This window comes from Vibrio renipiscarius (assembly GCF_000827885.1).
Lineage (GTDB): Bacteria > Pseudomonadota > Gammaproteobacteria > Enterobacterales > Vibrionaceae > Vibrio > Vibrio renipiscarius.
The window spans coordinates 993,744-1,005,911 of sequence record NZ_JTKH01000024.1; the positions used below are offsets into that span (position 1 = coordinate 993,744).

The following is a 12,168-nucleotide window of genomic DNA, read 5'->3' on the forward strand; positions in this document are numbered from 1 at the left end:
GATGTCGAGTAATAAAAAAGCAGCGCCTTTTCAGGCGCTGCTTTTTTAATGTTTGAGCGGAGTATTAAACGTAGAGACACGCTTCGCCTTCAGGGCGAGTTTTGAAACGGCGATGCAACCACATGTATTGGCTTGGTGCTGCCATGATCGATGTCTCAACCGCTTTATTAATAAAGATAGCGGCTTCGGTCTCATCATCTCTTGGAAAGCCTTCCAAGAATGGATGAATAGTCAAAATGTAATGATCGTTTTCATCTCGAACCATAGTGAATGGCACGATTTCACAATTTGCGGCATTCGCCAGCAAGCTTGTGCCGGTCGTCGTACAAGCCTTATCAACGGCAAACAACGGCGCAAAAGTAGAACGACGACGACCGTAATCATGGTCAGGGGCGTACCAAACGCGCTCACCTGTATTCAAGGCATGGATCATACCTCGAACGTCTTTGCGATCAATCAAGGTACGATTTGAGCGTGAGCGCCCATGGTATTGAAAATGGTCAAAACATGGGTTGTTGTTCGGGCGATACACGCCCATACCCGACATTTTGATGCCAAAAGCACGTGCGCCAAGCTCTAAGTTCATTGAATGAACGGCTAGCATCAACGCGCCTTTTCCTTGTTTTTCGAGTTCAACTAATCGTTCAATACCAACAATCGTCACGTGTTTATTGACACGCTTATCTGGCCAGAACCACGCCATTGCCGTTTCAAAGATGGCAATGCCGGTATTTTCAATATTGTGTTTGATGAGCAGTTCTTTTTCTTCATCGCTCATTTGTGGAAAACATAATTCCAGATTGCGACGAATCGTGTGAGTACGCTTTTTCATGCGACTTAACGCAAAGCGCCCAACGCTTTTCCCAAGCTTAATTTGAACTTTGAAAGGCAAGGTGCTCAGAAAGTACATAAACGCGACAAGGAGAAGTGTTCCCCAGTATCGTGGGTGGAGAAACTGTCGCTGAAACGAACGGGTTGGGTTGCTCATTGATTCTTCGTCATATTTGGAAGGTGGCGCAGTCTATATCGAACTGGGTAATGACACAAACAAATTGTGTGGACGCGAAGAAGAAACCAATGAGCGAAATTTCATTGGTTTTCAGTATTAAAGATTATGGTTGTTGTGCATAAAAGGCAGCAATATCACGGAGATCTTGTTCATTCAGTTGTCTAAGTTGTGCGGCCATCATTTGCGCCATGCCACTGGTGCGTTTACCTTGTTGGTAATCGACCATTGATTGATAAAGGTATTCAGCATTTTGGCCGTTTAGGTTTGGGTAACTCGGGTTAAGGGCTTGGCCATTTTGGCCATGGCAGAATACGCAGCTTGGGGATTTCACCTTGCCAAGGTCAGCGTTGCCCAAGGCGTTGGCATTTACAAAGGGAGACGCGAATAGAAATACAAGAGTAATCAGTGGCTTCATGTGCAGTGTCATTGTCGGTATTGTTATCATTGATAAGAAAGAGAAAAGGGTTTCGGTGTGTCTTTAAAGGTGTTACTGAATGCCATTTATCATGTGTTTGGCCATATAGCCGCTCACATTGAAGCTGAGAAGGCGCTCGACTGCGCCCTCATTGAGAGAGCGCGGTCTATTGCGTTGCCTGATCGAACGGCGTTATGCCATGTACTGCTCCAGTTTCTCAAGCAGTGTTTCGATGTCGGATGCGGAAATGTCTTTATGCGTTACAAATCGCAGAGGATTCGCAGCAGAAATAGTAATGCCATCTTGCGCGAGCTTATCGGCCAATGCATTAACATCAATCGTGTCGGCTAATTTTACAAAGACAATATTGGTCTGAATGAAATCGGCATTGACAGAAAAACCATGGATTTGGCTTAGCCCTTCCGCGAGACGCTTGGCATTGATGTGATCTTGTTTAAGCTGTGGCACTTGCTCGGTTAATGCCAGCTTACCTGCCGCGGCTAATATACCCGCTTGTCGCATACCGCCCCCAAGCATCTTACGCAAGCGACGTGCTTTCGCAATAAACTCATTTGTACCTAACAGCAACGAGCCTATCGGCGCAGCAAGACCCTTTGAAAGGCAGATTGTCATTGAGTCAAAGTGTTGAGCGATTTCGCATACATCGACATCCAGTGCGACAGCTGCGTTATAAACGCGCGCGCCATCCAGGTGCAAGGCGAGGTTGTGCTGATCAACAAACTCACGAGCTTGTGCAAGGTAGGCCAAAGGCAGTACTTTGCCATTAATCGTATTTTCAAGGCTGAGTAAGCGAGTGCGAGCAAAGTGACAATCGTCCGGTTTGATCACCGCTTTGAGTTTGGCGAAATCGAGCGTGCCATCAGGGTTGTTTTCTATTGGCTGTGGCTGAATAGAGCCTAATACCGCAGCGCCGCCCGCTTCATAACGATAGTTATGCGCTTGCTGGCCACACAGATATTCGTCGCCGCGTTCGCAGTGAGCCATCAAGCCAAGTAGGTTGGCTTGCGTGCCGGAAGTCGTAAAAAGCGCCGCTTCAAAGCCGTGTCGTTGCGCGGCCCACTGTTCCAATTCGTTAACGGTAGGGTCGTCCCCATAGACGTCATCACCTACAAGTGCATTCGCCATGGCATGACGCATTGCTGGGGTTGGTTTAGTTACCGTGTCTGAACGAAAATCCATGAATACCTCTTTCTGTATCGTCTATATATACCCACACAGCTTTGCCTTCGATAAACAGGCAATGCTTTTGGCGTCCGTGATTTCACCATTAATGATCATTTGCTCTACTTGGGCAAGTGGTAAATGGATGACCTCAATGATTTCATCGTCATCACACAGATAACGTGCAGTTTTAGAGAGTTTTTTAGCCACAAATAAGTACTGTATCTCGTCACAAAAGCCAGCCAGTGGCGTAACTTGGCCAAGAGGATAAAGCGTTTCAGCACTGTAGCCGGTTTCTTCTTCAAGCTCTCGGCTCGCACATTGCTCAATGGGCTCATTGTCTTCTAGCGTGCCTGCCGGTAATTCAAGTAGCCACTTTTTTAATGAAGGGCGGTATTGATTAATGAAGACAATGTCACCGTTATCGGTGATTGGCAGGATGACGGCGGCGCCGGGATGCGCGATCGTCGTATGCGTGATCGGCTGACCATTGGGCAGTAGAAGGTCCTCTTCAACCAGAGAAATACGCTTCCAGGTATGGATCACATTTTGATAACTTGATTGCGTCATGATTTTGGCCAGCGTTAAAGAGATTGATGCTACCTGAAGGCACAGCGATAGGAAATAAAAGGTTCGTAATTCTAAGGTGTTGAGAATTTTGCACACTAAAAGGTGATGCATATCTCAATTGTGCAAACAATGATTGCATGCTGTCTCCGCGAAAATGGTTCTGCTATAAATATTTACGCTATTCTTTAAAAGTAAATGTAACAATTTAATAACATTTCACTGTTCACCATGCTGCTGTTTCGCTATAAAGCATCGTTATCGAATGATCATAATAAAAGGAGCTAGTGTTGATTAGTACTTCTCGAATCAGTCACTCAAATAAGGCGCTACTTGCCGAGCGCATTAATAAGTTGGCGAAAGCACTTTCTGATGGTGTTTACGAACGCGAAGACACCATCAAAATGTGTTTATTGGCAGCTCTCGCCGGTGAAAGCGTGTTTCTGCTTGGGCCTCCGGGGATCGCAAAAAGTTTGATTGCAAAGCGTCTTATTCAAGCATTTGATCACTCGTCGTATTTTGAATATCTGATGACACGCTTTTCCACGCCAGAAGAAGTCTTTGGCCCTCTCAGTATTCAAGAGTTGAAAGATCATGGTCGTTATCACCGCTTAACTCAGGGGTATTTGCCTACTGCGCAGGTGGTTTTCTTGGATGAAATCTGGAAGGCGGGTCCTGCTATCCTCAATACCTTGCTGACGGTCGTGAATGAAAAAACCTTCAAGAATGGCAGTGATATAGAGCGCGTACCAATGCGCTTGTTAGTCTCAGCATCCAATGAATTGCCAGACAAAGACAGTGGTCTTGAGGCGCTTTACGATCGCATGCTCGTGCGTATCTTTGTTAACCGCATTCAGAATAAGCAGAATTTCAAATCGATGCTGACGGTCGGCACTGTGCAAGAAGCAAAAATCCCACCGGGCCTCGCGATCACGGATAGTGAATATCATCAATGGCAACAAGAGCTCGATCAGTTGACGCTGGGTGATGACGTATTTGAAAAACTTTATCAGCTGAAATCGTTACTTGAGCAAAAGGCGGCGGAAGTAGGGGCCGATTTCGCTCAATCAGAGATGTATGTTTCTGACCGACGTTGGAAAAAAGCCGTTAAATTGCTTAAAGCCAGTGCTTACTTTAATGGGCGCGATGCGATTAATCCGTTAGATCTATTGCTGTTGCAAGACTGTCTATGGAATAGCCCGGAATCGCTAGAAATGGTTCAGCAAGTGATGAATGAATTTGCGTTGAATCATGCCTTTGATCAGCAATCGGTCGAGCAACAGTTAACCTTATGTCGTGAAGAGTTACTTGATATCCAAGAGGAGTTAGAGTCGGAATTTTCGATGCTCGTTTCGCTTGAATCGACCACCGGACTGATCAAAAAGCAGATCCATCATTATGATGTAAGCCACGCAAAATCGTATCGAGTGGGCAGTGCAGGTGATTTAGTTAAACTGGTTCTATTGCAAAGTAATATGTCTGTGTCGGAATCAGAAAAAGGCGATAGTCGGTGGGTTTATGTCCCAAAAAACGAGCTAGAGCGAGTGATTAAAGAAGGCAGCGGTAACGTTTATGGTTATGTGAATCAGAACACGAACCTTTGTCTATTACGTTTTGATCTCGATGCGGCGAATACCCTCATCGTTAAAGATATTGCAAATCGGGCGGTTTTGGTCGGGTTAGTGGATCACAAAGGCTTAGATGCGTCGCTGTATCAAGAGTGGTTAACGAAATCTCAGCAGGCGATGGCACAACTAGAGCAGGCTGAACATCATCTACGCAAGGTAAAATCCGATTTTCATGGCGCTTTGCCGCATGGTTTTATTCATCCTGAATTACCGTTGGCGATGGAAGCGGGCTTACAAACATTGCAACAGCAGCTTGAATCGACCAGAGCAGAATGTGAACGTACGATATTTCGATTCCGTAGTCTTGATCAGTTCTTCGTGTAGGTGATGTATGCTGGGTGCTGATGGACTTAATCTTGCTTTAATGATTGCCGATTCAGGCATTATTGATTCTGCTGTAAATGACTTAATGGCACGCTCTCAAGTGATGGCCATGGCGGAAAATCGAGGGATTAAATCCTCGGTGAAAAATCATCTTGTTAAATGGCGCGGTAACGTAAAAAAACGCATCACCAAGGTGTGCGAAACCGAACGCTTTCAACAAGAACTAGCCCTCTATCAGGAAGTCATTCATTGGGACGAAAAAACGTTCTTTCAGAAAATTCCTGACGTCGTTAAGCAGTTGGAGTGGCATAGTGCTTTCTATTTGCATGCAAGACGACTCCTTGAGAAAAATAAAGGTTTAACCAACCCTATGTTTCCTCATTACTTCTGCGATCAATGGTATCAAAGTCTTTATGACGCGATTCGCCAGGCTCAACTGACGGAATTAGAAGTCAATAAAGAGAAAGTGCTGAAAGATCTCTACCAGCGAATGGAAACCATGAAAAATATGGATAAAGTGACGCAGGAAGGGGATGAAAGCAGTGTAGGCCGGTTGTGGGACATGGCGTCTGCAAAATTGAGTAAAAATGACTTGTCGGTCATGAAGCGACACGCCGAGTTTTTAACGAAACACCAAGGGTTGCAAGAGATTGCCGAGCAGCTTGGCAGAATGGCGAGCGATGTGGATGATCCGAGTCTACAGCGAACACCAAAAGAAGAATTGCAAGTGGTGGAAGCGCTATCCGATGAGGCGACCGATGATATTGTCGGTGTGCATGAAAGTGATGACCTCAACAAACTACTGCCGAACGAAACCCTATTTTTGGCTTATCCTGAGCTAGAGGTGATTTTTTATAAACATCTAGTGGATAAGCGTTTGATGAACTATAAAACTCAGGGTAAATCGCGCACCTTAAGAAAGGTTCGCGCGCTAACGCCAGATCATCGACAAGCGGATATTGATAAAGGGCCGTTCGTGGTTTGTATTGATTCGTCAGGGTCGATGAGTGGTTTCCCTGAACAATGTGCAAAAGCAATGGCCTACGCCTTGATGCAAATCGCGCTCGCGGAAGATCGTGATTGCTATGTCATGTTGTTTTCAACACAAGTCATCACCTATGAGTTAACGCGACAAGACGGCTTACGAGAAGCGAGCGATTTCCTCAGTTACAGTTTTCATGGCGGCACGGATTTAGAGCCGGTGATTGAACAAACGGTGGCTCTGATGCGAGGTGATAAGTATCGTAATGCCGATATGGTGGTCATTTCTGATTTTATTGCACCGGCGCCAATGGAAGCGATGCAGCAACAAGTCGCCGTATTAAAAGCGCGTTCAAACCGCTTCCATGCGATTAGCTTATCGAAATACGGCAATCCAGAACTGTTAGGAATGTTTGATCACAGCTGGGCTTATCACCCAACGCTGGTAGGACGCTTGATGCGCAAGTGGTAAGACTCGCGCATCCTTTAGATGATGTCGATGCGCTTTAGGGTCATACGCGAGGCGATTTACGCTGGCGCAACTGCTGCACAATTTGAGGCAGTAACGACATCATGATCATACCAAACATTAAGCTATATTGAAGTGGGCTAAATTGCTCACCAAGCAGCAGTAAACCAAAAACGATACCCGCAATCGGGTTGGCAATGCCGCCAAACGTAAATTCTACCACCGTCATCCGTTGCAACAACCACACATATAAGCCGTAACCCAAGGCAGTATTGAGCACGATGACCCACACTAATCCAAGTAAATTATGCAGGTTGAACTGACCTATCGCGGTTAAGTACGGTAAAGGCTCCATCACCGCGTGCACCGTTGCCACTAAGCTCAGCACGCTACCACCCAGAATTAATTGCCAAGTCAGCACTTGCCACCAATGCATACTGCTTCCCAATGACTGGGTGATATCACTGCCAATCACAATGCAGATCACGGCGGCCAGCATGGCCATTAAACCAATAGGGTTTAGGGTAATCTCACTGGGATCAAACAACCACCACGCCAACAGAATCAACAACGCACCGCATAAGGCTTGAATCGCAGCAGGGGTGCGCTGGCGAAAGATCCAGTGATAGAGCATCGCAAAGACGGGCAGCGTCATCATGCCTACGCCGGATATGGCGGAAGGAAGGGTCAAGGCCATGACGAAAATGAGGCTGAAGAATACGGCGATGTTAATCGTGCCTAGCAAGGCGAGTTGGCGCCATTGCTTGCCGATTGGAAAGGTTGGCTTAATGGCGAATAGCAATAAACCCGCAGGGAGTGCACGCAGCGCGCCCAGTAAAATCGGTGGCCAATCGGGCAGAGTATATTGGGTCACGGCATAGGTAGAGCCCCAAAAAAAAGCGGGGATCATCGCAAGAAGTACGTTCATAGTTACTTATCTTTACATAAAGATATTAAAGTGAGAATTTACGGCGTTATCGCGGCGCTGTAAAGTATCTTTACATTAAGATAAATATCTCACCGTTCGATGATAGAGGCTCTGCTGCGGCATGAACCCTAGCGCCGATTTTCCTGTGTGAGAGTGAGTAAAATAAGAACCGAATATGAAAGATTCGTTAGGCATAGACCCCGTTGAAAGAGCGGTTAACCAGTGGGCGACAGAAAAACCCCAACTCGACACCGAGCCAATGGCGATTATTGGGCGGATGCTACTGCTGAGTAAGCACTTGGAGACACAAATTTCTAAACTGCATAAGCAGCATGACCTTAAGCTTGGAGAGTTTGATGTATTGGCATCGTTGCTTCGTAGTGGGAAGCCCCATGCGTTAACGCCAAGCGAATTGCTTGACGCATTAATGCTTACCTCGGGTGCGATGACTAACCGACTCGATAGACTTGAAGGAAAGGGGCTTATTACGAGAGTGAGTAATAAGCATGATCGTCGTAGCGTCACGGTGCAATTAACCGAAAGCGGTTTTGAACTGATGACACAATTGATCGAACAACACGTCAATTTGCAAGAAGAGCTCATCGCGGGTATCGCGCAACAAGAACGTGGACAATTAAATGCGATGCTCACGCAGTGGCTGGCAGCGTTTTAATGTCTATTGCGATTAACTTGGGCATGCATACGGCGATCAGTCCAAAAAAGGAGTACCAATGACGAATAATGAATTAGCAAGGTTTCTCGATTCATTTCAATGCGTGGAAGCCGATTATCCGTTTGGACCAGATACGTTGGTCTATAAAGTGAAAGGGAAAATGTTCGCCATATTGGCGAAACGGGAAGGACGTGAATTCGTCACATTAAAAGTAAAACCAGAAGATGGGGAAGTGCTGACGTCTCAATTTACCGATATCACTCCGGGCTACCATACCAATAAACGGCATTGGATTACGGTTTATTATCCAGGCGATGTGGAAGACGGTATGGTGGAAGATCTGAGTGAACGTTCGTATGCGCTGGTGGTTAAAGGGCTAAAAAAACTGGAACGCGTTGCATTGGGTTTTGATTAACCAACGAAAACTCAACAAGTCAGCATTATAAAATTTGTTCAATTTGATCGAATAGTCACCCAATCGCTTTTATATTCGGCAAACGAACAACAATTTAAGTTTTTTGTTTGACTCTGATCGCGGAATCCGTAAAGTATGCAGCGAACGCAGCGGTGGGTAACTTAAGCGTTTCATTAAGGCGCCTTGGCAGAGTGGCTATGCAGCGGATTGCAAATCCGTGGACCTCGGTTCGACTCCGGGAGGCGCCTCCATTTTCTCTTAGATTATGTGTCTAAGAAGAAAGTGGCAATGTGATAAAAATGCGACACTAGCTCAGTTGGTAGAGCGCAACCTTGCCAAGGTTGAGGTCATCGGTTCGAACCCGATGTGTCGCTCCAAATTAAACGATATGGCGAAAGCGGTATCAAAAGATGGTGTTTTACGTTTCTGTAAAGGCATCACAAAGAAATTTGTGTGCCCTGGTGGTGGAATCGGTAGACACAAGGGATTTAAAATCCCTCGACGTTCGCGTTGTGCCGGTTCAAGTCCGGCCCGGGGCACCATCAACATATGCGACACTAGCTCAGTTGGTAGAGCGCAACCTTGCCAAGGTTGAGGTCATCGGTTCGAACCCGATGTGTCGCTCCAATTTCATTTTTCTTGATGAATTGGTTCAAAATTAAGGCGCCTTGGCAGAGTGGCTATGCAGCGGATTGCAAATCCGTGGACCTCGGTTCGACTCCGGGAGGCGCCTCCATTTTATTATAAAGCCTCAGCATTCGTGCTGAGGCTTTATGCTATCTGGGGTTTACTCAACGAAGCTCAAGACGCCATCAGACCTGTTAGCCAATAAAAAGCCCCAACGCTAGGTCAGGGCTCATCGGCAAAATAAATCGTTGTACCTGTCCTACTTGACGTTGCAGCGGTGTTGACTGGCACTCTCAAATCTCATCGCATAGCGCATCTATGATCAGAGGTGTTGTTTGCTTGCCGCCTACCTGTTCCTTCAAGCTGTTTGGGCATGTAGAGTGATTTACAGCAGCTGGATCTTATTCTCTTCACACTCTGCAATCATGCTGTCAGGCCATATTGATGACTGCACTTCCCCAATATGGGCTTTTTGTAAGAAGAACATACAAATGCGTGATTGGCCGATACCACCTCCAATCGTGTAAGGCAGTGATTGGTTCAAAACCATGCTGTGGAAGGGGAGAGAAGCGCGATCTTCACAACCTGCAATCGCTAATTGCTCTGTCAAACTCTGCTCGCAAACCCGGATGCCCATTGAAGACAACTCAAGCGCGCTGTTTAACACGGGATTCCAAAACAATAAGTCACCGTTGAGATTCCAATCGTCATAGTCAGGTGCTCGCCCATCATGACGCTCCCCATCGGAAAGGGGATGGCCTATATTGCCAATGAAAACCGCGCCATGCTCTTTACAGATAGCATTTTCGCGATCTTTAGACGAAAGGCCCGGGTAACGATCAAGCAATTCTTGTGACGTGATGAATGTCACCTTAGCCGGAAGGCGTCGTTCTAAAACAGGGTATTCCTGATAGATGTAATTCTCGGTTTTTAAAAACGCGTTATAGATTTTTTCTACCGTGATGCGCAAATACTCTTCGTTTCGCATCGATTTATCGAGAACCTTTTCCCAGTCCCATTGATCGACATAGATCGAGTGAATGTTGTCGAGTTCTTCGTCACGACGAATGGCATTCATGTCGGTATAAAGGCCTTCATCTTTTTGAAAACCGTAACGACCTAGCGCCATACGCTTCCATTTGGCTAATGAATGCACCACTTCTACATTCGCCCCATTGTCATCGAGTAAATCGAAGCTCACTGGTCGTTCCGTACCGTTTAGGTTGTCGTTAAGACCCGTTTCTGGTTTGACGAATAATGGGGCAGAAACGCGCGTTAAATAAAGTTCATAAGCCAGGGCATACTCAAAATAATCTTTGAGTTTTTTTATGGCCACTTCGGTATCGCGAAGCGTCAATAACGGTTGATAATTTTCAGGTATCTGCAATTTCATGAAAAGTCCTTTTCTAAATATGTCCATTTTTTAACAATTTACGCGAGAGTGTTATGAGCGTCTATTGTTTATTCCGCCTCAACGTCCGTTTTGAAAGCAGAATACGCAGCGAAATCTCATCAAAATGAGAGACATTGATGATCCGATTTTATTTATGGCGGAGTTTAGTGAGGCGATTGCGATTTAATTTGGAGGGTTTGAAGACTGAAAAACAGGAGCTAAAGCACAAAATTAGATCAAAATACAAGCATTACGAATGCAAACTAACCACTTGATTAAATTGCGCAAATTTATTGTTGACCAAAAAAAATAATCCGGTAAAGTACGCCTCGTTCTCAAGGCAAAAGCGGCGAGGGCATGGTGCTTTACTTATTCAGTAAAGGCATCACAAAGAAATTTGTGTTGCCCTGGTGGTGGAATCGGTAGACACAAGGGATTTAAAATCCCTCGACGTTCGCGTTGTGCCGGTTCAAGTCCGGCCCGGGGCACCATTAATTCTTTTGCTAGTTAAATAGCAAAAAATGCGACACTAGCTCAGTTGGTAGAGCGCAACCTTGCCAAGGTTGAGGTCATCGGTTCGAACCCGATGTGTCGCTCCAATTTATCTTCTTGATACATTGGTTCAAAACAGTAAGGCGCCTTGGCAGAGTGGCTATGCAGCGGATTGCAAATCCGTGTACCTCGGTTCGACTCCGGGAGGCGCCTCCATTACTGGTTCATTCGAACGTGATTCCCTAAGTATTTTATAAGACCTGTTAGCCATTAAGTTGGTTTTTCTCGATCTTGGTCTAAATACGTTTCCTAATACGGCCTTTCCCGATAAACCTCTTGTTCTATCCATTATTTACTCCCCATCATCTTGTGTAAAACCTCATTCTAATTAGCCACAATGCTCAAAGACTTATTTGATTAATCGTTAATTGGCTTATTTATTGATCGCTATTTCGTGATAGCGGGTCTTTGTTGGTGGACCGTTTCATTGGAAGTTGAACGTGGCTATTAGAGACTGTTGTTTTACATGAATCGTATTATCATAAGTATCGTATTATTATCGCTATCTTTGACGTCGCTAGAGGGCATCGAGTTGTGAAGAAACCGAGTTCAGAGTTGTTGACGGGCGAGTTATTGAAAGAGTTTCATACGGTCGCCTTTATGGTTGCGATTTATTGCCGTGATCACCATCAAGGGGCAATAAAGCAAGGTCACGCGCTCTGTGAAGAATGCCAGGCGTTAATTGATTACGCTGAAATACGCCTTGATCGTTGTCCTTATGGGCAATCTAAGCCTACGTGTAACCGTTGTCCTATCCATTGCTATAAGCCTAAGCCGAAAGAGCAGATGAGGCTTGTGATGCGGTATTCGGGGCCAAGAATGCTGTTACCTCATCCTTTGTTGGCACTGCGTCATTTACGACACGAGCGTAAGCAAGTGCCTGATAAACCAAAGCCAAACCAATCTAATCGTCATATCCGATTATCGAAATAAGCACGTTAGAGTGATTTTTAGATAGCAAAAAGGGGCATAAATGCCCCTTAAGTGTATTTTGGTCATCTGCTA

At 45.6% G+C, this 12,168-nt stretch carries 11 protein-coding genes and 8 tRNA genes; 13 read left to right on the top strand and 6 right to left on the bottom strand.

Features of this window, described 5'->3' with window-relative positions:
• Window positions 1-64 precede the first annotated feature (64 nt).
• The 4 genes from OJ16_RS18075 to OJ16_RS18090 all read right to left on the bottom strand — a co-directional run bounded on the left by OJ16_RS18075 (window position 65) and on the right by OJ16_RS18090 (window position 3,176).
• A complete protein-coding gene (locus OJ16_RS18075) occupies window positions 65-988 on the bottom strand; it encodes an LpxL/LpxP family Kdo(2)-lipid IV(A) lauroyl/palmitoleoyl acyltransferase (RefSeq protein WP_040992651.1) in 924 nt (307 codons plus the stop codon).
• Between the two features lie 124 nt (window positions 989-1,112).
• Window positions 1,113-1,424, bottom strand: coding sequence for a c-type cytochrome (locus tag OJ16_RS18080; protein ID WP_040992652.1), 312 nt, complete (start codon window positions 1,422-1,424; stop codon window positions 1,113-1,115).
• A gap of 192 nt (window positions 1,425-1,616) precedes the next feature.
• On the bottom strand, window positions 1,617-2,624 hold the full coding sequence (gene ltaE, locus OJ16_RS18085; RefSeq protein WP_040992653.1) for a low-specificity L-threonine aldolase: 1,008 nt from the start codon (window positions 2,622-2,624) through the stop codon (window positions 1,617-1,619).
• 21 nt (window positions 2,625-2,645) lie between these two features.
• Window positions 2,646-3,176, bottom strand: coding sequence for an NUDIX hydrolase (locus OJ16_RS18090; protein ID WP_040992779.1), 531 nt, complete (start codon window positions 3,174-3,176; stop codon window positions 2,646-2,648).
• Window positions 3,177-3,463: 287 nt separating this feature from the next.
• Here OJ16_RS18090 and OJ16_RS18095 point away from each other — a divergent pair, with 287 nt between their 5' ends.
• Together OJ16_RS18095 and viaA are read left to right on the top strand one after the other, a co-directional pair.
• Entirely contained in the window at window positions 3,464-5,125 is a 1,662-nt protein-coding gene (locus tag OJ16_RS18095) for an ATPase RavA domain-containing protein (protein ID WP_040992782.1), read from the top strand.
• A gap of 7 nt (window positions 5,126-5,132) precedes the next feature.
• Complete coding sequence (gene viaA, locus OJ16_RS18100; protein ID WP_040992654.1) at window positions 5,133-6,578, top strand: ATPase RavA stimulator ViaA; 1,446 nt, start codon at window positions 5,133-5,135, stop codon at window positions 6,576-6,578.
• Between the two features lie 40 nt (window positions 6,579-6,618).
• Here viaA and OJ16_RS18105 read toward each other — a convergent pair whose 3' ends face one another.
• Window positions 6,619-7,503 (bottom strand): DMT family transporter, encoded by an 885-nt coding sequence (locus OJ16_RS18105; protein ID WP_040992655.1) that lies wholly within the window; start codon window positions 7,501-7,503, stop codon window positions 6,619-6,621.
• Window positions 7,504-7,696: 193 nt separating this feature from the next.
• Between OJ16_RS18105 and OJ16_RS18110 the strand changes: the two genes are divergently transcribed.
• From OJ16_RS18110 to OJ16_RS18140, 7 genes are all read left to right on the top strand, one after another.
• The gene (locus OJ16_RS18110; RefSeq protein WP_040992784.1) at window positions 7,697-8,176 is read left to right on the top strand and encodes a MarR family winged helix-turn-helix transcriptional regulator; all 480 of its coding nucleotides are present in this window, start codon (window positions 7,697-7,699) and stop codon (window positions 8,174-8,176) included.
• Between the two features lie 58 nt (window positions 8,177-8,234).
• The gene (locus tag OJ16_RS18115) at window positions 8,235-8,591 is read left to right on the top strand and encodes an MmcQ/YjbR family DNA-binding protein (protein ID WP_040992656.1); all 357 of its coding nucleotides are present in this window, start codon (window positions 8,235-8,237) and stop codon (window positions 8,589-8,591) included.
• A 177-nt stretch (window positions 8,592-8,768) separates the two neighbouring features.
• A tRNA-Cys gene (locus OJ16_RS18120) sits at window positions 8,769-8,842 on the top strand.
• Window positions 8,843-8,892: 50 nt separating this feature from the next.
• Window positions 8,893-8,968: transfer RNA gene (locus OJ16_RS18125), tRNA-Gly, on the top strand.
• 78 nt (window positions 8,969-9,046) lie between these two features.
• A tRNA-Leu gene (locus tag OJ16_RS18130) sits at window positions 9,047-9,133 on the top strand.
• Window positions 9,134-9,142: 9 nt separating this feature from the next.
• A tRNA-Gly gene (locus OJ16_RS18135) sits at window positions 9,143-9,218 on the top strand.
• 35 nt (window positions 9,219-9,253) lie between these two features.
• Window positions 9,254-9,327, top strand: a tRNA-Cys gene (locus OJ16_RS18140).
• A 276-nt stretch (window positions 9,328-9,603) separates the two neighbouring features.
• On the opposite strand, the gene asnA is transcribed toward OJ16_RS18140, so the two are convergent.
• Window positions 9,604-10,611 (bottom strand): aspartate--ammonia ligase, encoded by a 1,008-nt coding sequence (asnA, locus tag OJ16_RS18145; protein WP_040992657.1) that lies wholly within the window; start codon window positions 10,609-10,611, stop codon window positions 9,604-9,606.
• Window positions 10,612-11,015: 404 nt separating this feature from the next.
• On the opposite strand from asnA, the gene OJ16_RS18150 reads away from it, so the two are divergent.
• The 4 genes from OJ16_RS18150 to OJ16_RS18165 all read left to right on the top strand — a co-directional run bounded on the left by OJ16_RS18150 (window position 11,016) and on the right by OJ16_RS18165 (window position 12,096).
• Window positions 11,016-11,102: transfer RNA gene (locus OJ16_RS18150), tRNA-Leu, on the top strand.
• A 32-nt stretch (window positions 11,103-11,134) separates the two neighbouring features.
• A tRNA-Gly gene (locus OJ16_RS18155) sits at window positions 11,135-11,210 on the top strand.
• Between the two features lie 35 nt (window positions 11,211-11,245).
• Window positions 11,246-11,319: transfer RNA gene (locus OJ16_RS18160), tRNA-Cys, on the top strand.
• 378 nt (window positions 11,320-11,697) lie between these two features.
• Complete coding sequence (locus OJ16_RS18165; RefSeq protein WP_040992658.1) at window positions 11,698-12,096, top strand: nitrous oxide-stimulated promoter family protein; 399 nt, start codon at window positions 11,698-11,700, stop codon at window positions 12,094-12,096.
• The last annotated feature ends 72 nt before the right edge of the window (window positions 12,097-12,168 follow it).